Consider the following 20,053-nt stretch of genomic DNA (forward strand, 5'->3'; position numbering starts at 1 on the left):
CGTGTGCGGGTACCGCAAAACCCGCACGGCTTTAGACACCAACTTTTGAGGGGCGACGCGTCTCATTCAGACGTCCTATGCGCATGTTGACGGGCCAGGTTACGAGGCGCTGGATGTTCTCGTCGCCCCACAGCGCTTCGAGATCGCCGGAAAATTTCACCAGGATGTCTTCACGCCCTGCTTCCCTGGCGCTGCGTACCGCCGACCAGGTTTGCAGATAGCCGAGAAACTCAGGCAGGCACCACGCCACACGGATCTGCAACGGCGGCGCCTTGAATTCGTTAAACGGGAAATCGATGGTCGCGTAGCCGCTGTCGACCAGCTTGCGCTCCGGCGGCCAGTACGGCCCGATCTCGTCCCAGTAAAAGCGCTGGAAACGCTCATTGAGCACAGGCTCAAGTTCCAGCACGCCATAGCTGATCAGCGCCAGCACGCCGCCATCCACGCCGGTGCGGCGCACCTCGCGGTAAAAGGCGGGCAGGTCAAACCAGTGCGCCGCCTGCGCTGCCGTCATCAGGCTGACGCTATGATCCGCCAGCGGCAGCTGCTCCGCCGGCGCGCATTGATAGCTGACGCGCTCGCCGGGGCTGGCGTTATCGATCTGGTCGGCGCTCGGATCAAGCCCGACCACCTTGTCGAAATGCGCTCCCAGCAATTGCGTCAGTTGACCGTTGCCACAGCCAACGTCAACCGCGAGATGCCTATCAGGCGCCACCGAAGCCAGGTATTCCGACAGTTGTGGCGGGTATTGAGGGCGAAAGCGGGCGTAGTCACTGCCACCTTGATCAAACCAGTTTTTCATATTGCGCTTTCATGCGGTCAGGGCGCGGATCACTTCGGCATGGCCTTGGCAGCTTCCGACGGCGTCAGGTAGCGTTGAAGGATGGCTTGCATGGTGCCGTCGCTGCTCAGCGTTTTGGCCAGCGCGTTCCAGGCCGCCAGTTGTTCGGTTGTGAAGCGCTTGCGCGACAAGGCGAGGTTGCGGGTCGTCGGCGGCTCTTGCGGGAACCAGTCGATGATGGTCATCTGGTCGCGCAGGCCGCGGTCCTTCAACTCTTTCTCGTACTGCATGGGGATCGCAAACAGGGCGCTGAAACGGCCGCCCTGCAACATGCGGTAGGCGATCGCCGGCGTCGGCGCGATTTGCACCCGCCCCGCCGCTGTCATCTGGGTGGTCCATTTGTCGCGCGGGACGCCGTAGCTGACGCCGCGCACCATGCAGCCCGAGCGGCGTTGCAACTCCTTGACCAGGTCGACATCGACGCCCTTGCCTTCGTAATAAAACAGCCCACTTTCATAGAAGGCCAGCCGGATCGGCTGTTGCGGACACAGGCCAGCAGCCCAGGCGGACGGACTCAGCAGGCCCAGACTTGCCAGCAGCAGCGCGTAAGGTGGTGTCGCCATATGCCTTTCCGTGGTTCTGAAGGTTAGCGTTTCTTCAAACGTCGCCAGCCGAGTACCACGCCGGTCAGCGTGGACACCGCGCCAATGACGCACAGCCCAATCACCAGTATGTCCCATATTGGCCGGGAACGCACCATCGCGGCAAAATCCAGCTGATGCAGACCGTTGAACAGCCAGCGGTTCCATTTGCTGTTGCGGTCCGCGTAGCCGACGATCGCGCCTTGCGCCGGGTCGATGTAAAAGGTAGTTTCGTCGGCCAGCGCAAATTGCGCGCGCAGCACCGGCAGCACGGCGTGCTGGTGGTGGCTGTAGTAGTAGTCATCCTCGCTGGTCAGCGTCTCCAGCCGCAAGGGAACGCCGGGCCGCAATGCGGCGATAGCGTGCCGCAGGCGTTCAGCGGGCACCGCTTGCAGCAGTTGGCGGCGCGTGCGATCCAGCATGCTGAAATTCAGCTGGCCGTCGACGCGGCGCCATTCCAGTTCCAGAAGACCAGGATGGTCGCGGACGATGTCGTCCACCGGCGCCGACAAGTCAGCGCGGCTCAACGCACCGCCGCCGAAGGCCAGATGGTCGCTGGCGGTGACGCCCGGCGACGACAACCAGTCAAACGGTGTCACCGACAGCCAGCCGCTGAACAGCCAGGTCAGCATCAACGCGCCGATGCCGAGGCCCATCCAGTGATGCCAAGCCTGCCAGCCGCGATATGGCGAATGGCGTCCGCCCGCATACGGCTGGCGCAGGCGCAGGCGCTGGATGCCCAGCACCATGCCCAGCATCACCAGCAGCAGCGCCGCGCCGGAAGTCCACATCACCACCTGCCGCCATGGCTGGCCATGTTCGCGCAGCGGTGTGAAGTAGATCCAGTGGATCACCGAACCGGCCCAGTTCCAGGCGCGTTCGCTGCGCGTGGTATCGCGTACCAGTTCGCCGGTGCGGCTGGACACGTACAACACGCTGCCCGCCGCGTCGTCGGCGCTGACACGGTACAGCGGCTTGTACTCGCGCACGCTGCCGAAGGTCCACTGGTCGATGTCGATCAACTCTGCCGACAATACCTTCGCCTCGGGCGCGGCGTTGCGTGCGCCCTGCTCCGCCAACTTTGCCGTCATCTGCAAGGGCTGGCCAATGTCGGCCCATACCGACCACCAGCGGCCATCGGCCTTGAAATGATAGGCGGGCCGCCCCGTCACTTGCGTCAACCGCACCGCCGATGGCACGCCGGGCCGGTCGGCCGCCTGCCAGGCGTTCCAGGCGTTGATCTGCAACTGCCCGGCGTCCAGCGGTGCCAGCCACGCCATGCGTTCCTGCTCGGTCAGTGCCGGATACGGCACGTACATCATGACGATGCCCGAGCCGAACCACAGCAGCACCAGCAAGCCAAGCACAATGCCCAGCCAGCGGTGCCACAGGTGCGCCTGGCGCTTCCAGGAACGCATGATCAGTAGCGCCACTGGACGGTCAGCTCGGCGTGACGGCGATCGCCCAGCAGATACTGGCTGTCGCTGTATGAAGTGACGGCATACAGCTTGTTGCCCAGGTTGCGCAGGTTCAGCTGCACCAGCACATTGCGGCTGTAATTCCAGCCGAGCGAGGCATCGAAAGTGGTGTAGGCCGGCAGTGCCTGGCTGTTGGCGTTGTCGATATAGCGTTCGCCGACATAGCGCGCGCCGAGCGCACCACGCCAGCCATCGGCGCGGTAGTTGAGCCACAGATTGGACGACATCTTCGGCACGTCGGTCGGACGGTTGCCGGCACGCGAGACATTGCCGCCTTCAATCAGCTGGTCGAACTGGGCGTCGGTCCAGGCGGCGTTGACGTCCACGCGCCAGGCAGCATTCAGCGCCACGCTGGCCGTCACTTCGGCGCCGCGCGACGACTGCGAACCGCCCTGGATCGACAGCGCGGCGTTGGCCGGGTCGCGCGTGATGATGTCGTCCTTGCTGATGCGGTACAGCGCTGCCGTCCATTCGGCCTTGCCGCCGGCCAGCGATTGCTTGATGCCCGCTTCCACCTGGCGCGACGACGTCAGCTTGTAGCGGCTGTTGGCCAGGTTCAGCGACAGCAGGCTGGTAACCGGGTCGCTGCCGCTGCTGACCTGCGTGTACAACGAGGTGGCCTGGTCCAGCTTCCACGTCAGGCCCAGGCGCGCGGCGTTCGATTGCAGTTTCGAGGTGAAGCCGGCCGCGCCCAGCAGGCTGACGCGCTCCACTGAATAGCGGTCGTGCCGCAGGCCGGCCAGCAACAGCAGCTCGGGCGTCAGGCTGTAGGCATCTTCGATGTAGAAGGCGCTGGTGGTGGTGTCGGTGGCGAAGTTCGGCTTGAGCGGGTCCGGGCTGTCGAACACGCCGGGATTGAAGCCGGTGGGCGCCACCACCGATGCGCCACCGTATGGCGAGTTATTGGTGTGCTTGAAGTTGATGGTCGATGCTTCCCAGCCAGCCACCACGCGGTTGGCACCCACTATCCAGCGCGCCTCCAGGCGGTTGCCGGTCTGCTCCTGGTCGTGATGGATGGCGATGTAGTCGCTGCGCTCGACCACGCTGGCGGTGGCGTCGTAGTGGTAATACTCGACGTTGCGCCAGTTGCGGCGCGCCTTCATGTAGGCCAGCTCATTGCTGATGGTCAGCGCCGGCGAATAGCGCCAGGTCAGGCGCGCCACCGCCTTGTCATCGACGAAATAAATGTCGGCGTCGCTGACGTTGTAGTTCTGGTCGCGCAGAGCGTGCGACAGGCGGCCGTTGACCAGCGGCGTGCCGAAGTAGCGTTGCGGTTTTTGTTCCAGATGGTCCAGCGACAGGTCGAGATCGAGGTTCGGCGTCAGCGCGTAATTCACACTGGTCAGCAGCTTGCCGTGACGCGCATCGCCACGGTCGATGAAGCCGTCGCTATGGTCGGCATAGGCATCCACGCGGAACGCGCCCTTCTCGCCCAGTGCGCCGGTCGCGCCAACGCCTGCACGCAAGGCCTGGCCATCGCCGACACCTGCCATCGCCTCGAAGGAACTGGTGCGCGAGGGCGCCTTGCGCACGGCATTGATGGTGGCGCCGGTGGTGCCGCTGCCGTAGACGATCGAACCCGGACCGCGCAGCACTTCGATGTATTCATAACCCCATGGGTCGGCCGGATAGGTGGCCGTGCCCGAACCTACCTGCGGACGCTGGCCGTTCTCCAGCAAGGCGATCGAGCCGCTGCCGGTGAAGCCGCGCGCCGAATACGCCACGCCATTGCCCGGCGAGCTGATGTCGGTCAGGCCGGTGGTGCGGGTGATCGCTTCCTTGACCAGCAGGTCGCCACGCGCCGCCATGGTCTCGGCGCTGAGCGCTTCGACGCTGGCCGGCAGTTCCTGCGCCGTCAGGTTCAGACGGCTGGCGGTGGCGTTCTGGCGTGCCAGTCCCAGCCCTTCATTGGCGCTTGCGCCCTGTACGGTGACGGTAGGCAGGACATCTGCTTCAGCATCGGCGGCGAAAGCGCCGCCGCTGCACAGCAGGGCGATGAGGGTGGCGAGAGGACGCGAGGAAGGGCAACGGATCATGATTTTTCTCTGTGCTGAATAGTTGGAATAATTCGGCGCGCAGACGAACGGACACGCACACGGCAAAGCGTGCGACAGTTGTGACAGGTCGGAAGCAGCAACGAACAAATAACAGGCAAAAGCCACACCCCGGGCTTTGCGCATTAATCGTGACTGGCCGGTCTTCTGGCTTGCCCTCATCCTTCGCTGCCCTTGCCTTCCCGTGCGGATGCACAGTGGCGTTCGGTCAGCGTCGTCAGGCTTACAGCAGCGGGGGCTGCGCCGGACTGGCGCGCAATGAAAATCGCGCGCGTCACCGGCTTCCCGTTTCACCCTGCGGCTGAAAAGACGCAGGGCACCATTCACGTATGAGAGCGGATTCTACCTCAATGCCCCTAAGACTGTCATGGAGAACACACGGGCGAGCCGGTTAGCCTATATAATTAACGCAACTGACTTGCATTTAGGATTGTATATGACCGAATCGCTTCCGACAATTGAATTGGCGTTGCTGCTGGGTTTGCGGCATGGCCTGGCGCCCGATCACCTGGCCGCCATCGATGGCTTGACGATGCGTGCACGCCCGGCCAGCGCGCCGTGGATGGGCGCGTTGTTTGCCATTGGCCACGCCGTCATCGTGCTGCTGGTGGTGGCGCTGGCCGAACTGCTGTCGGCCTGGCTGCGACCGGACTCCAGCCTGATCGCGGCGCTGACACTGCTTGAATGGCTGCCCGGCGTACTGCTGCTGGCGCTGGCCGCGCTGAACGCCCGCAGCCTGCTACGGCCGGCCCTGGGGCACATCAAGCCGTCATTCGGTGCGCGCATGCTGGCGCCGCTGACGGATGTGCGGCCACGGACCGCGCTGGGCATCGGCATGCTGTTCGCTCTGGGTGTGGAAAGCCTGTTGCAGGCAATGGCATGGGGATATGCCGCCGCGACGCTGGGCGCCGGCAACTGGCATGCGTTGCAGGTAGCGGGGGCGTTCGTACTCGGCATGGCGATCACCGATGCGCTGGACGGCTACGCCACCGCGCGCATCGCGGCTGGCGCCGGCCAGCAGGCGATACAGCAATTCCGCCGGCGTATCGGCTGGCCTATCGTGGCGCTGTGTACCGTCAGCGGCTTGCAGCTGTTGATGTCCAAGCTGTGCGCCAGTTGCACGCTGGCCGGCAACGGCCTGCAACTGCTGGGCATGGCGATGGTCGCGACCACAATGGCCTTGTATGCGTGGACGTGGATGCAGCAGCCTCGCCACGTCAAGGCTTGAATTCCTTGACCACGTAATCGATAAAGGCGCGCATCTTGGCCGGCAGGTTGCGCCGGCTCAGGTAGTACAGATAGAGATCGGCCGAAGGCAGCGTGTAGCCGGGCATGACTTCGCGCAGGCGGCCGCTTTCCAGGTACTTGGCGACATCCCATTCGGAGCGCTGGACGATGCCGTGCCCTTCCAGCGCCCAGTTGAGGACGATGTCGCCATCGTTGCTGGAAACCGCGCCGCGCACTTTCACCAGCTCCACCGTGCGACCCTTGTGCAGCCGCCAGGTGCCGTAGACATCATCGTTCTGGCGGTGCAGGATGCAGCGGTGGCGATGCAGTTCCTGCGGTGTCTGCGGCTCGCCCGCTTCTTTCAGGTAGGCCGGCGAGGCGCACAGGAAGCGGCGGTTCTTCATCAGGCGGCGCGCGGTCAGGCGCGTGTCGGGCAGCTCGCCGAAACGGATGGCGAGGTCGTAGGCTTCTTCCACCAGGCTGATCGGACGATCGGTCAGGTGCAGCTCGACCTCCACCTCAGGATACTGGTGGGCGAAACGCGAGACGATGGGCGCAATGCGCGTGCGGCCGAAGCCTGGCGTGGCATTCACCCGCAGCAGCCCTTTCGGCGCGGCGCGACCACTCGATACCGATTCCTCCATATCGCGGATGCGATGAAGGATTTCGCTCGCTTGCGCCAGGTACAGCTCCCCCTCATTGGTCAGGCTGATGCGGCGCGTGGTGCGGTTCACCAGGCGCACGCCAAGCCGCTGCTCCAGCAGGCTGAGGCGCTTGGTGACGGCCGGCGGCGTCACGCCCAGTTCGCGCGCGGTGGCGCTCATGCTGCCCAGCTTGGCCAGCAGGACGAAAAAATGCAGGTCCGGCGCCACTTCGGTTTTCATTTAAAGTGAAGAATGGTTTAAATTACGGTGAATTATAAATCACCAATTCAAGAGTAAGCTGTGTCCATGTTTAATCAGGAGCACAGCATGAGAATCGTAGAAATCCGCGAGAAGACCGTCGCGATCAGTTCCCCTATCCGCAACGCCTATATCGACTTCAGCAAGATGACGCTGAGCCTGGTGGCGGTGGTCACCGACGTCATCCGCGATGGCAAGCCGGTGATCGGCTACGGCTTCAATTCCAACGGCCGCTACGGCCAGGGCACGCTGATGCGCGAGCGCTTCATTCCGCGCATCCTGGAAGCAGACCCGGCCAGTCTGGTCGACGACAGCGGCAACAATCTCGATCCGCACAAGATCTGGAACTGCATGTTCACCAACGAAAAACCGGGCGGCCACGGCGAACGCTCGGTGGCCATCGGCACAATCGACATGGCGGTGTGGGATGCGGTGGCAAAGATCGAGGGCAAGCCGCTGTTCCAGCTGCTGGCAGACCGCTACGGCAATGGCAAGGCGGACCGCAATATCTTCGTCTACGCGGCCGGCGGCTATTACTATCCGGGCCAGGATCACGAAAAGCTGAAGGATGAAATGCGCAGCTATATCGATCGCGGCTATACGGTGGTGAAGAAGAAAATCGGCGGCGCCTCGCTGGACGAGGATTTGCGCCGCATTGATTCGATCCTGAGCGTGCTGCAAGATGGCCAGAAACTGGCGGTGGACGCCAACGGCCGCTTCGATCTGGATACCGCGATCAAGTACGCCAAGGCGCTATCGCAATACGACCTGTTCTGGTACGAGGAGCCGGGTGATCCGCTCGACTTCGAGCTGCAAGCCACGCTGCGCAACTACTACGCCAATCCGATGGCCACCGGCGAGGATCTGTTCTCGATGCAGGATGCGCGCAACCTGATACGCTACGGCGGCATGCGCGCCGACCGCGACTGGCTGCAGTTCGATTGCGCGCTGAGCTACGGCCTGGTGGAATATCTGCGCACGCTCGACATGCTGCGCGAGCACGGCTGGTCGGCCAAGCGCTGCATTCCGCATGGCGGCCACCAGATGTCGCTGAATATCGCTGCGGGCCTGGGCCTGGGCGGTAATGAATCCTACCCGGACCTGTTCCAGCCGTATGGCGGCTTCCCGGATGGCGTCAAGGTCGACAATGGCCACATCCTGCTGCCTGAATTGCCAGGCATCGGCTTCGAGGGCAAGGCCGACCTGTACCGCGAAATGGTCAAGCTGGCAGCCTGACGCGCGGCACAGGTCGTGACGACGATCAGGACTTGAAGAAGGCCAGCAAGTCTTTGTTGATGACGTCAGCGTGAGTGGTCGGCATGCCGTGCGGGAAGCCTGGATAGGAAATCAGCTTGCCGTGCTTCAGCAATTTGACCGACTTGGCGCCGCTGTTGTTAAACGGGACGATCTGATCGTCTTCACCGTGCAGTACCAGCACCGGAATATCCAGCGCACGCAGGTCGTCGCTGAAGTCCACTTGCGCGAACTGGAAGATGCAATCGTAAGCGGCTTTGACGCCACCCATCATGCCCTGGCGCCACCAGTTGTTGCGCACCGCTTCCGACACTTTCGCGCCAGGACGGTTGAAGCCGTAAAACGGGATCGTCAGGTCCATGTAGAACTGCGAGCGGTTAAAGGCGGTGCCCTTGCGGATGTCATCGAACACGCTCAGCGGCACGCCGTCCGGATTGGTGGCGGATTGCACCATGATCGGTGGCACTGCGCTGACCAGCACAGCTTTGCTGACCAAGCCCTTGCCGTGTTGACGCACGTAGCGCGCCACTTCGCCGCCGCCGGTCGAGTGGCCGACGTGGATCGCCTTCTTGACTTTCAGCGCGGCGACCAGCGTGGCGACGTCGGCGCTGTAAGTGTCCATATCGTTGCCGGTATCGGTCTGGGTGGAGCGGCCGTGACCGCGACGGTCATGCGCAATCACGCGGTAGCCGTTCTGCAGGAAGAACATCATCTGCGCATCCCAGTCGTCCGAAGTCAGCGGCCAGCCGTGATGGAACCAAACGACCGGCGCTTCCTTCGGTCCCCAATCCTTGTAGAAAATCTGCGAACCGTCCTTGACGGTGATGTAACCGCTGTCCATTTGTGATGCTCCGTGATGAGGTGTGGTCGAAGATGGGGTGGCGCCTGCGGCGGCGGCCGGCAGGCCTACAGCTGCTGCCGCCACGGCACCCAGGCCGCCGATGATGGCCGAGCGGCGCGCGGCAATGACGTCCGAAGAGGTTGGATCAGAACTCACGTGATACTCCTAAGTTGGGGTGAATTGTTCAAGAGCGATTAAACCACTGCGCACGCACTCTTGATAATCCCCCCTTCGGGAGGTGAATCACTACCCCCACCACCTCGTTTATTGAGAACCTGGCGTCAGCGCTTGCAGCGCGGCGGAGACATACACCAGCGGCGCATTCCAGTTGATGGCGATTTCGTTGCTGGCGTAGGAGCACTCATGATCCAGGTAAGACTTGGCTGGCAGCCTGGATGGATATGGTTGCGGACAATGATGCTGATCCTGCTGGCCGGGTTGCGGACCACCCGCCAGGAAGCCGGGCACCGGCGCGGCGATGCCGTCCGCTTCCGAAGGACGGTGGTGGGGATGCAGTGTCGACCTGGCGCCGTAGCCGGTAACGAAGGATGTGTCGACAGCGTTGCGGCCGAGCACGTAATCGAGGCTGGCTTGCGCGGCGTCCAGATAGTCGCGCTTGCTGGTCAGGCGGTAGCCGTGCAGCAGCACCATGGCCTGGTTCAGCGCCACCGCGTTGCTGCCCCAGACGAAGTCGCTGGTCTGCATCGGAATGCCGTAGGCCGACTGTTTCCAGCCATCTGTCAGCTTTTGCGCCAGCGTATCGATGCGGCTGGCGATCAGTTGCTGGTCGGCGGCGGCGCTCAAGGTCTTGCGATGCCGCGCCAGCGACATCCACGCCAGTCCGCGCACCTCGCCCCACGATGGGACGATGGCAGCCTGCTCCGGTGCGCGCAGTGCCTTGTAGTAATCGTCGTTGCCGGTGGTGATGTAGAGCTCGGCGGCAGCCCAGACGAATTCATCGCTGACATCCTTGTCGCCGTATTCGCCGGTGGCGACATCCTTGGGTTGCTGGTAATACTCGCGCGGATGGGCTTCGGCCCAACGCCAGGCAGACTGCGCGGCTGTCAGCATGCGCGCTGCCAGTGCCTTGTCGAATGGCGCGTAGACGCGGCTGGCGGTGGCCATGACAGCGGCGAAGTCGAGCGCGGCGGCGGTGGTCTTTTGCACCACATAGCGCGGCTGTGTGGCCTTGTCCGGCATCACGTTGCCGTCAAAGCGCAGGTTGGTCAGCTTGTGGTAGACGCCGCCGTCGGCAGAGTCCTGCATGGTCAGCATCCATTCCAGGTTCCACCAGATTTCTTTGAGGATGTCGGGCCGGCCGTTGCCGCTTTCGGGGATGTTGAGGTTTTGCTTCTGGAAGAACGCCGGGAAGTCTTCATAGGCGGCCAGCAAGGTGTAGGTGGCGATGCCGGAGTTGACGATGTATTTGTTGTAGTCGCCAGCGTCGTACCAGCCTTTCGGGCTGGAGATGACGGCGCCGGCTGGACGTGCGGCCGAGGCGGCCGAGGCGTGGATCAGGACTTGCGTATCCGGGTGGCCGGCAGCGCGGGCATAAACACCGGCGTGTTTTGCGTCCAGGGCGACGCTGGCGCGGTTGAAGTAAAACGCCTTGAGCGCGGCGGCGCTGACAGCCTGGTAGGCTGAGGGGCTGATGTCGAACGGTTGCGAGTCGGGCAGGCCGGCCACGCGCAGCTGGTATTTGCCTGGCTTGTTCAGCGCGGCGAAGCTGGCCAGGCGGACGGTGTCGCCGGCGTCGGACGAGCGTGCGGCCGGGCCGAGCGCGCCGCTCAGCACTACCTTGCCGCTGCCGGCCTCCACCACCGTGAAGTCGCGCGCGGTGCCATCCGGCACCACTGCTACCTTCGCAGCGCCCGGTAGAAAGCCGAGTTGATTAAGTTTGATGTCGTCGGCGATGGTCACGCCGTGCGCGCCCATGCCGGCCAGCGCCAGCAGCAACAGGTTTTGTCTCACGTCTCTTCCTTTGTTTTGAAATCGTTTTCAAAACATGATGGCGTATTTTGCTCGGGAGATCAACCTCAAAGATAACGTGCGAAGGCAAAGCCGGCGCTGAGCAGCACGCTGCCAAATGCAGCCATGCGCCAGGTGAGCTGATAAACAGCATTGGCTACCTCCTCCTTGGTGGCGAAGGTACGGTACATCATTTCGGTGTGGGCCTTGAACGCCTGTTCCAGACGTAGGTCGATGTATCGCTTGAGCGCGAGCTCAATCTGCCCTGGCATCGCGTCCACCTTACCAGCGAGTACGTCGACCTTGCCGCTAAGTATCGCCAACTCTTCCTTGGTGACGTAGTTGGACTCGATGACTCTCACGCTGAGCGTGAGTTCTTCAAGTGCGGCGGCGGTGAGATCGGTTTGCGTGCTCATGGCTTTATGCTCTCGCTGGCACGCTTGACTGTCAAGCAAGCTCGACCAATGCCATGCGGCCGTCACGCTGCATGGTGTGCTGGCTCAAATGTGCCCGCATTAGCGGCGGCTGCGTACGCTGGTGCGGCAGTGCGTGCGGCTCTTGCGGCGCGAGGCGGAGCGGCGCCCTGGTCCACCCAGGCTTGCGCGGACATGGTGATCAGCGCCACACCAGCATCGGGATACATGGCCGCGCATGCGGCCGCCATGCAGCCGCCGACGCTGTGGCCGAAGGCGATGAAAGGTTCCATTTCCAGCGCGGCGCGCAGCAAGGGAAAATACAGCCACGCCTCGTCATGGATGAAACGCACCACGTAATAGTGACACGGAACATCTTATACGTGCCGCTAAGCAGGAAACACGCACCATATCTATCGCTACTGTTTCAGGCAGTTGACGAACCAGCGCCCCGCCGGGCCGGGAGGATGATCCTTGCGGTGGATCGCGTGCATCGAGAAGCCGCCGCCCAGATTGGGATGGACGGCGACATTCAGGCGCACCAGGCGGCCGGCGCGCAGGTCGTCCTCCACCATGTGCAGCGGCATGTGGCCCCAGCCCAGGCCAGCCTTGAGAAACGCATGCTTGGCGCCCAGGTCGGCCAGGCGCCAGGTCTGTTTGGCCATGACGCCGAAGTTGCGGCCGGCCGTCAGCGTCGAGCGGTCGGTTAGCACCAGCTGCACATGCTGGCCGGCCTGCTGATGGGTGATCTTGCCCTTGCGCAGCGCCAGCGGATGTTGTGGCGCGGCCACGGCCACCGCGTCCACCGTCAGCAGGAATTCGGAAGCGCAATCGGCCGGTATCTCCGGCAGCGAGCCGATGATGGCCACCCGGCAGTGGCCGTCCAGCAGCGGCTGCGCCACGGCGCCCAGCGCTTCGACAAACAGCCGGATCGGCGTGTCGGGGAACTCCTGCTGAAACGCCTGCACCGCCGACGTCAGCGTGGCGATCGGGAACATGACGTCCACCGCCACCGCCAGTTCCGGCTCCTGCCCTTCGGCCAGCGTGCGGGCGCGCGCCTTGAAGGCGTTCATGCCGTCGACAGCAATGCGCGCCTGCTCCAGCAGCGCGGCGCCGCCCTCGGTCAGGCGCGGATAGCGGCCGGTGCGCTCGAACAAGGCAAAGCCGACCTGCTGTTCCAGATTGGCCAGCGTGGCGCTGACCACCGACTGCGCCCGCCGCAGCTTGCGGCCGGCTGCGGAAAAACTTCCCTCTTCCGCTGCGGCGATAAAGGTCCGCAGCTGGTCCATGGACATGGCGTCAAGCATGTATCGATTCCCTAGATGGCAACCATCGAATTATATAGGCTATCCAGATGGATCTAAGGAAACTAAGATACGTCCATCCAACCAATCTTTTAGGAGCAACACCATGAACACCAACACCATCTCGATCATCGGCCGCGTACTGCTGGCCACCATCTTCGTCTTCAGCGGCATCGGCAAAGTGATGGCGCCGGAAGCCACCATCGGCTACATCGCCTCCTCCGGCCTGCCATTTGCGACGCTGGCCTTTGCCGGCGCCGTGGCGGTGGAACTGGGTGGCGGCCTGGCGCTGGCCTTCGGCTTCAAGGCGCGCATCGTGGCCGCCGTGCTGGCCGCGTTCTCGGTGGCGACGGCGCTGGCCTTCCACAACAACTTTGGCGACCAGAACCAGCTGATCAACTTCCTGAAAAACATCGCCATGGCCGGCGGCCTGCTGCAAGTGGTGGCCTTCTACAGCAACAAGGCTAAGGCTTGAGGAACAAGGCCTGCAGATCGCCATACGGCATGGCCTTGGCGATCAGCGGGCCGGCGTTGCCGGTATCCAGGAAGCCGTGGGCCATGCCGGCGGCGACCGACCACAAGGCCTGCGGGATGCCACTGCCCGCACTCAGACGCGCCACACCCAGCTGATGCAACACATCGGCGGATGGCAGGCCTGGCCAGTCCATGACGTTGACCGGCAAGCCAGCGCCAGCCACCACTTCCCTGATCTCTTCCACCTTGCAGATGCCCGGCACGAACAAGCCGTCGGCGCCAGCTTCCTTGTACAACGCGGCGCGCTTCAGCACTTCCGCCACCCGCTCGCCTTCCGGCGCCAGCCCTTTCAGGTAGACATCGGTGCGTACATTGATGAAGATCTCGCGGCCCAGCTGTTTGATGGCGCGGATCTTGTCAGCCAATAGCGATGGCGCATCGCCGCCATCTTCCAGGTTGATGCCAGCCACGCCAACATCGATCAGCCGCTGCACATTGCGCGCCACCTGCTGCGCATCGGACGCGTAGCCATTTTCAAAATCCACCGACAGCGGCACCGTCAGCACGCGGGCGATGTTGGCGGCCACCGCGACGGCGCTATCGACCGGCAGGTGATCGTTGTCGGCATAGCCCTGCGCCCAGGCGACGCCGGCGCTGGTGGTGGCAATGGCGCTGGCGCCCAGGCTTTCAAACAGACGGGCGCTGCCGGCATCCCAGGCGTTGGGCAGGTGCAGCAGTTTGCTGCCGTCGTGCAGCGTCTTGAACTCGCTCATATGATCTCCATTAGAAAAGGCTGGCTTGCGCCGTGGTCAGGCTGTTGAAACTGTCGTTCATCGGCAGCAGGATCGAATCGGCGATCGGCTGCAGTTGCTTGGTCAGGTAATGCTCGTAGTCGATGTGCGAACGCACCACTTCCAGCGGCTCCGGGCCGCCGGTGGTCATGATGTAGCTGATCCAGCCGCCGTTCTGGTAACGCAGCGGACGCCGTTGCGACTGATTGTATTCGTCAGCGATGCGCGCGGCGCGCACTTGCGGCGGCACGTTGACCTTGTATTCGTCCAGTGGCTGGCGCAGGCGCTTGCGGTAGACCAGCAGCGCATCATGGTCGCCCGACAGCGTTTTCTCGGCATACTCGCGCACGTAATCCTGATACGGCTCGTCCTTGAAGATGCGGGTGAACAGGCCTTGCTGGAACTGCTGCGCCAGCGGCGTCCAGTCGCTGCGCGCCACTTCCAGGCCACGGTAGATGACTTCCTCGTCGCCCTTGGCGTTGACCGCCAGGCCGGCGTAGCGCTTCTTGCTGCCCATGTCGGTGCCACGAATGGTCGGCATGAAGAACTTCTGGTAGTGCGTGTCGAACTCGATTTCGAGATGGCATTCAAGGCCATGCTTTTCCTTCAGCATGCTGCGCCACCAGTGGTTGATGTATTCCGCCAGGCCGTGGCCGATGGCCAGCGCTTCCTCGTTCGGGTATTCCTTTTTCAGCCAGATGAAGATGGAGTCGGTGTCGCCGTAGATGACGTCGTAGCCTTTTGCCTCCACCAGCTCGCGCGTCTGCTTCAGCATCTGGTGGCCGCGCAGCGTCACCGACGACACCAGCCGTGGATTGAAGAAGCGGCATTCGCTGGCGCCCAGCACGCCGCAGAAGGAATTCATCAGCAGCTTCAGCGCGGTCGACAGTGGTTCGTTTTTAGCGCGCTTGGCGGCGTCGCGCTGCTTCCAGATATCGGTGGTGATGGCCGGCAGACAGTGCTTCTCGCGCGAAAACACGGTGCCGTTGACGCCTTCCACCACATCGGCGGGATCGGCTGCAATCTCGCCTTCAACCAGGCCAACCGGGTCGACCAGGAAGGTACGGATGATCGACGGATACAGGCTTTTGTAGTCCAGCACCACCACCGAATCGTACAACCCCGGCTTGGAGTCGATAACGAATCCGCCCGGCGAGGCGCCGCCGCTGATATCACCGACATTTGGCGCCACATAGCCTTCGCGGTGCATGCGCGGCAGGTAGTGGTGGTTGAAGGCGGCGATCGAGCCACCCAGGTGGTCGGCCGCCAGCCCGGTCACCGTGGCGCGCTCGATCATGAAAGCCAGCAGATTGGCCTTGGCGAAGATGCGCGTGACCAGCTCGCAGTCCTTCAGGTTGTAGATGGCCAGCGCCGGCTTGTCGTGATGAAAGCGGCGTTCGATTTCCGCCATCTTGTCGTAGTCGTTGCCGATTTCCTTGCCCTCGCCGAGCATGGACTGCGCTACATTCTCCAGGCTGAACGAGGGAAACATCCAGGAGGCTGCCTTCAGGGCGTCGATGCCGTCGAGGATAATGCGGCCCGGCAGCGGCGCAAACAGATAGCCCTGCTTGCCCGGATGCTCGCGCCATTCGATGCCCTTGCCTTCGCGCCCCAGCGCCAGCGGCACCTTGTACTTGTCGGCGTTTTTTTGCAGTACGCGCAAGTCGAACTGCACCACGTTCCAGCCGATGATGACATCCGGGTCATGGCGCGCCATCCAGGCGTTGAGGCGTTCGATCAGCTGGCGCGGCGTGGCCAGGTATTCCAGGTCGAAGTCCACTTCGGGCGCATCGGCCGGCGCTTCGCCCAGCATGTACACCTGGCGCTGGCCACAGCCTTCCAGCGCGATCGAATACAGGTCTTCGTAGGCGCTGGTTTCGATGTCCAGTGACACCATCTTCAGCGTCGGGCGGTAGTCCGGTGCCGGCTTGAGCTTGCAGTTGTGGATGACGGCGCCGCTGGCGTGCCCGCCTTCGGTCTGCACGCTGGCGGTGATGAAACGCTCCATCAGGTAACGCTCGGGCGGGCGGATGTCGGCCTCGTACAGCTTGATGCCGTGATCGCGCAGGCTACGCTCCAGCGCGGTCAGCTGCTTGTAGCGCGAGGCGTAGACGCCAACCACCGGCTGCTGCTGAAAGGTCTTGAGTTGCAGCTCGCGCAGTTCGATACCGGCATCCGGCACGATCTGCGCCTGGATCGTTTCACGCAACGCGGCCTCGGCAAACGCCACCGACGTCTGTGCGGTGAGGCGGACTTTCCTCGGGCCGGCGTCGGTCGCCAGCCAGAAATCGATCTCCGTGCCGCTGGGCGTGTCGCGCCAGTGACGGGTCAGGATAAAGCCGGTTTGTGCGGTATGCGTCATGCCAGAATTATACTGTATGCGCATACAGCCAACACTATTCTGTTTTGAGCCATCCTCCGGCGCGGTAGGCCAGGCGCAAGGCCGCTGGGCCGCGTGGCGCCGGGCGATGTTCCGGCTGGCCGGGCGCGCCCGGGCGTTCGACATCGAAAGCGACGCCATCCAGGCTGATTTCTACGCTGGCGCCGTCCTCGTCGCGGCCGGAGAACAGCAGCAGCGAACCGGGACCGCGCACCGCGCCACGCAGCGTCGAAAGGCCGGACCAGCGATAGCTCATCAGCTCGCCCGCCAGCCGCGTGGCCGCCTGCACCAGCGGCAGGCGCTGCTCGTGCGACGGATCGCCACCGCTGATCCAATGCAGGTGCACCTCGCTCAGCACGCCATATTCGGCATCGAACAGGTAGTGCAGCCGCGCCGGGCCGGGGCCGGGCGGCAGGCTGGGCAGCGTCAGCTCCAGCCGCTGCCCGCCGGTCAGGCGGTCATAGTCGTGGCGCAGCGACGCCTGCGCCTTCGGATGTTCGCGTTCGATCGTTTCCATCACCGCGTGCAGGTCCATGCCCCAGCGCGCGCGGCCGTAGCCGCTGCAGCGGTACAAATGCTCACGCACCCGCCAGGAGCGCGGCTGGCCGGTCAGGGACAGCTCCAGCATGGGACGCCGCAGGACGCGCTGCGACAGGTTGTCTTGGAGGTGCATGGGATGGTAATACGGCTATTAACGGCACCGATTGTATGTTGCTATCCGGCACCTTGTATGTAGCACAAATGTGCTACAAAGCCCCCCGGTTTCCCTTGGCGGCAGGGCGAAACGCGTAGAATGACCGCATGACGCATACCCTCCCCTCCACGCCCCAGCGCATCCACGTCGCCTTTGTCGAAGACGATCCGGATTTCGGCACCGCCCTCAGCCTGGCGGTGCAGGATAGCGCCGACATGCAACTGATCGGCAGCGCCGGCACCCAGGCGGCCGGCCTGGCGCTGCTGTCCGGCCCGCCCGCCGACGTGCTGCTGGTCGATCTCGGTCTGCCGGATGGCTCGGGCATCGAAGTAATCCGCGCCGCCGCGCGCCTGTGGCCCAGCTGCAGCATCATGGTCAGCACCAACTTTGGCGATGAAACCCATGTGATGCGCTCGATCGAAGCCGGCGCGGCCGGCTACCTGCTGAAGGACAGCTCGCCGGCGAGGATGAGCGACGAGATCCGCAGCCTGGCCAGCGGCGGCAGCCCGATCAGCCCGATCATCGCGCGCCAGGTGCTGGCGCGCTTCCGCAACACGCCGGCCGAGGCGCCCGCCGCCGCTGCGGCGATGGCCGCCGACGCGCCGCCGTTGCTGTCGCAGCGCGAGAAAGAAGTGCTGGACTACATCACCAAGGGCTTCAGCGTGCACGAGATCGCCGGCCTGATGGCACTGTCGCACTTCACCATCCGCACTTTTGTGCGCCGCATCTACAGCAAGCTGAAAGTCAGCTCCAAGGCCGAAGCCATTTACGAGGCGCGCACCCAGGGCCTGTTGTCCTGATGGAGCGCCTGTCCCGGCTGCTGGCCAGGCTGTTGCTGCTGTTCTCGGTCGCCGTCCTGATCGCGGCAGCCTTTCTATACCTGGAAAACGATGGCAGCGCCGGCGCGCCATTGCGGCTGAGCCAGGCCGGCTGGCAGGAAACCGTCGCCAGCGGCTACACGCTGCCGCCAGCGGAAGTCGACAGCGCCGCCCTGCCGCGCGCCTGGCAGCTGGTGCCGCTGCCGTTTAACCCGTCGATCGCGCTGCTGCGCCAGGCGCGCTCCGGCGCTGACGATGCGCCACGGCAGGTGCGCGTGACCTGGCTCAAGGTAGCGCTGGACAGCATGCCGGCCGAAAACCGCCACCTGGCGCTGTACAGCGCCCGCGTCAAGACCGACGGCACCATCGCCGTCTATATCAACGGCCGGCTGGCGCACCACGCGCAGCAGCGCGGGCCGTCGTGGAACAGCACCCGCACGCCGCTATGGTTGACCATCGACAGCAGCGTCGGCGCGCCGCCGGTGCGCGAGATCCTGCTGCGGCTGGAGCACAGCGATGCATCGCAGACGGCTGTGGCGTCGCTACGGCTGGGAGCGGCCGACGCGCTACGTCCCGCCTATCAGGTGCGGCTGTGGCTGCAACAACAGCTGCCGGCCATGCTCAGCGCCGCCTTCATGGCGGTCGGCGTATTTGCCTTATTCGTCTGGCTGCGGCGCCAGCATGAAATCGCCTACCTGCTGTTCTTCAACCTGTCCGCCACCGCCTTCCTGCGCGGTCTGCATTTCTATGTCGACCTGCCGATCGAAAACGACTGGTTTGCCTGGCTGACGGTCAACTCGCTGTTCTGGCTGGTGCTGGCGGTGCATTTCTTCCTGTGCCAGCTGCACCAGCGTCCGCTGCGCTGGCTGACCCGCGCGTTGGTGGCAACCACGCTGCTGATCGGCGTGCTGACCTTGCCATTCCTGGCGGTGCTGCCAAACATGCCGACCATGACGCCGCTGATCTACCCGGTCGCCGCAGCAATGAGCCTGGTGGCCTGCGTGGTCGGCGGTGTCTGCGCCTGGCGCCATTCGTCCGAGGGGCGGCTGGTGGTGTATGGCCTGTTCGCCTGCACCGCCATGGGCATTACCGACTGGCTGCTGCAAAACAATGTCATCAGCGCCGAAGGCTGGTATCTGGGCGCGTATGCGCCGGCGGTGTGCTTCGTCACCTTCGGCATCCTGATGTACCGCCGCTATGTGGATGCAATCGCCGAGGTCGAACGGGTCAATGCCAGCCTGGCCGAACGGCTGAAGGCGCGCGAGGCGGAACTGGAGGAAAGCCACCAGCGCCTGCGCGCCATCGCGCTGCGCCAGACCATCAGCGACGAGCGCCAGCGGCTGATGCAGGACATGCACGACGGCCTCGGTTCGTCGCTGATCAGCGCGATCCGCTCGGTGGAGCGCGGCAATATCAGCGACATACGCGTGTCGCAAATCCTGAAAGATTGTCTGGATGACCTCAAGCTGACCATCGATTCGATGGAGCCGGTGGAGGCCGACCTGCTGCTGTTGCTGGCCACGCTGCGCTTCCGCCTGGAGCCCCGGCTGGAGGGCAGCGGCGTGCAACTGCTGTGGGAAGTGCGCGAGCTGCCGGCGCTGCCGTGGCTGAATCCTTCCAGCGCGCTGCACATCCTGCGGATTGTGCAGGAAAGTATCGCCAACATCCTGCGCCACACGCGCGCCACCGAAATCCGCGTCGGCACCACCGCCGGCGCCGATGGCGTGCAAGTGCATATCGCCGACAACGGCTGCGGCTTCAATGTGGCGCAAGCACTCAGCCAGGGTGGCGGTCGCGGTCTGCAAAACCAGCAACGCCGCGCCGCCTCGGTAGACGGCAAGATCAGCTGGCAGTCGAATCCTGCCGGCACGCTGTTCACGCTGTGGCTGCCGCTGGAACGCAAATAAACCAGGCAAAAAAAAGGCTCTTCACGGATTGCTGTGAAATGCATCTAGAAATGAGAAAGCGGTGAAGAAAAGTTAGACTTGTTGTGCGACCAACAAAACTTAACTTTACCCACCGCTTTCATGCAT

At 63.7% G+C, this 20,053-nt stretch carries 18 protein-coding genes and 1 riboswitch; of the genes, 5 read left to right on the plus strand and 13 right to left on the minus strand.

Features of this window, described 5'->3' with window-relative positions; genetic code table 11:
- Window positions 1–31: 31 nt before the first annotated feature.
- The 4 genes from BLS51_RS23020 to BLS51_RS23035 are packed head-to-tail and all read right to left on the minus strand — an operon-like array spanning window position 32 to window position 4,936.
- Window positions 32–802 carry a class I SAM-dependent methyltransferase gene (locus BLS51_RS23020; RefSeq protein WP_090189351.1) on the minus strand — a complete coding sequence of 257 codons (771 nt, stop codon included), beginning with the start codon at window positions 800–802 and terminating at the stop codon, window positions 32–34.
- A gap of 29 nt (window positions 803–831) precedes the next feature.
- Window positions 832–1,404 (minus strand): hypothetical protein, encoded by a 573-nt coding sequence (locus BLS51_RS23025; RefSeq protein WP_090189349.1) that lies wholly within the window; start codon window positions 1,402–1,404, stop codon window positions 832–834.
- Between the two features lie 23 nt (window positions 1,405–1,427).
- Window positions 1,428–2,840, minus strand: a complete 1,413-nt coding sequence (locus BLS51_RS23030) for a PepSY domain-containing protein (protein ID WP_090189347.1) — start codon at window positions 2,838–2,840, stop codon at window positions 1,428–1,430.
- 2 nt (window positions 2,841–2,842) lie between these two features.
- Window positions 2,843–4,936 carry a TonB-dependent receptor gene (locus BLS51_RS23035; protein WP_175472661.1) on the minus strand — a complete coding sequence of 698 codons (2,094 nt, stop codon included), beginning with the start codon at window positions 4,934–4,936 and terminating at the stop codon, window positions 2,843–2,845.
- A 137-nt stretch (window positions 4,937–5,073) separates the two neighbouring features.
- Window positions 5,074–5,293: riboswitch (cobalamin riboswitch) on the minus strand.
- Window positions 5,294–5,390: 97 nt separating this feature from the next.
- Between BLS51_RS23035 and BLS51_RS23040 the strand changes: the two genes are divergently transcribed.
- The gene (locus tag BLS51_RS23040; protein ID WP_090189342.1) at window positions 5,391–6,182 is read left to right on the plus strand and encodes a HoxN/HupN/NixA family nickel/cobalt transporter; all 792 of its coding nucleotides are present in this window, start codon (window positions 5,391–5,393) and stop codon (window positions 6,180–6,182) included.
- Here the strand turns inward: BLS51_RS23040 and BLS51_RS23045 are convergent.
- A complete protein-coding gene (locus BLS51_RS23045; protein WP_090189340.1) occupies window positions 6,172–7,065 on the minus strand; it encodes a LysR family transcriptional regulator in 894 nt (297 codons plus the stop codon). The two genes, BLS51_RS23040 and BLS51_RS23045, sit on opposite strands and share 11 nt — an antisense overlap.
- 87 nt (window positions 7,066–7,152) lie before the next feature.
- Here BLS51_RS23045 and BLS51_RS23050 point away from each other — a divergent pair, with 87 nt between their 5' ends.
- Entirely contained in the window at window positions 7,153–8,319 is a 1,167-nt protein-coding gene (locus tag BLS51_RS23050; RefSeq protein WP_090189338.1) for a mandelate racemase/muconate lactonizing enzyme family protein, read from the plus strand.
- Window positions 8,320–8,344: 25 nt separating this feature from the next.
- On the opposite strand, the gene BLS51_RS23055 is transcribed toward BLS51_RS23050, so the two are convergent.
- From BLS51_RS23055 to BLS51_RS23075, 5 genes are all read right to left on the minus strand, one after another.
- Window positions 8,345–9,178 carry an alpha/beta fold hydrolase gene (locus BLS51_RS23055; RefSeq protein WP_217636481.1) on the minus strand — a complete coding sequence of 278 codons (834 nt, stop codon included), beginning with the start codon at window positions 9,176–9,178 and terminating at the stop codon, window positions 8,345–8,347.
- 264 nt (window positions 9,179–9,442) lie between these two features.
- Entirely contained in the window at window positions 9,443–11,149 is a 1,707-nt protein-coding gene (locus BLS51_RS23060; RefSeq protein WP_229207706.1) for a glycoside hydrolase family 9 protein, read from the minus strand.
- Window positions 11,150–11,214: 65 nt separating this feature from the next.
- The gene (locus BLS51_RS23065; protein ID WP_090189334.1) at window positions 11,215–11,562 is read right to left on the minus strand and encodes a hypothetical protein; all 348 of its coding nucleotides are present in this window, start codon (window positions 11,560–11,562) and stop codon (window positions 11,215–11,217) included.
- 62 nt (window positions 11,563–11,624) lie between these two features.
- Entirely contained in the window at window positions 11,625–11,912 is a 288-nt protein-coding gene (locus tag BLS51_RS23070) for an alpha/beta fold hydrolase (protein ID WP_229207705.1), read from the minus strand.
- Window positions 11,913–11,978: 66 nt separating this feature from the next.
- Window positions 11,979–12,866, minus strand: coding sequence for a LysR family transcriptional regulator (locus BLS51_RS23075; protein WP_090189330.1), 888 nt, complete (start codon window positions 12,864–12,866; stop codon window positions 11,979–11,981).
- Window positions 12,867–12,969: 103 nt separating this feature from the next.
- Between BLS51_RS23075 and BLS51_RS23080 the strand changes: the two genes are divergently transcribed.
- Window positions 12,970–13,338 (plus strand): DoxX family protein, encoded by a 369-nt coding sequence (locus tag BLS51_RS23080; protein WP_090189328.1) that lies wholly within the window; start codon window positions 12,970–12,972, stop codon window positions 13,336–13,338.
- Here the strand turns inward: BLS51_RS23080 and BLS51_RS23085 are convergent.
- From BLS51_RS23085 to BLS51_RS23095, 3 genes are read right to left on the minus strand one after another with little or no spacing between them, the layout of a single operon-like run.
- Window positions 13,328–14,110 carry an isocitrate lyase/PEP mutase family protein gene (locus tag BLS51_RS23085; RefSeq protein WP_090189325.1) on the minus strand — a complete coding sequence of 261 codons (783 nt, stop codon included), beginning with the start codon at window positions 14,108–14,110 and terminating at the stop codon, window positions 13,328–13,330. The two genes, BLS51_RS23080 and BLS51_RS23085, sit on opposite strands and share 11 nt — an antisense overlap.
- Window positions 14,111–14,120: 10 nt before the next feature.
- Window positions 14,121–16,490: a DNA polymerase II gene (locus tag BLS51_RS23090; RefSeq protein WP_090189323.1), complete on the minus strand. Its 2,370-nt coding sequence runs from the start codon at window positions 16,488–16,490 to the stop codon at window positions 14,121–14,123.
- Window positions 16,491–16,524: 34 nt separating this feature from the next.
- On the minus strand, window positions 16,525–17,181 hold the full coding sequence (locus BLS51_RS23095; protein ID WP_090189321.1) for a hypothetical protein: 657 nt from the start codon (window positions 17,179–17,181) through the stop codon (window positions 16,525–16,527).
- A gap of 128 nt (window positions 17,182–17,309) precedes the next feature.
- On the opposite strand from BLS51_RS23095, the gene BLS51_RS23100 reads away from it, so the two are divergent.
- Window positions 17,310–18,002 (plus strand): response regulator transcription factor, encoded by a 693-nt coding sequence (locus BLS51_RS23100; RefSeq protein WP_090189319.1) that lies wholly within the window; start codon window positions 17,310–17,312, stop codon window positions 18,000–18,002.
- Window positions 18,002–19,927: a sensor histidine kinase gene (locus BLS51_RS23105; protein WP_090189317.1), complete on the plus strand. Its 1,926-nt coding sequence runs from the start codon at window positions 18,002–18,004 to the stop codon at window positions 19,925–19,927. Before BLS51_RS23100 ends, BLS51_RS23105 begins: the two co-directional genes overlap by 1 nt.
- Window positions 19,928–20,053: the final 126 nt, after the last annotated feature.

The organism is Duganella sp. OV510, from assembly GCF_900100205.1.
Taxonomy (GTDB): Bacteria; Pseudomonadota; Gammaproteobacteria; order Burkholderiales; family Burkholderiaceae_D; genus Rugamonas.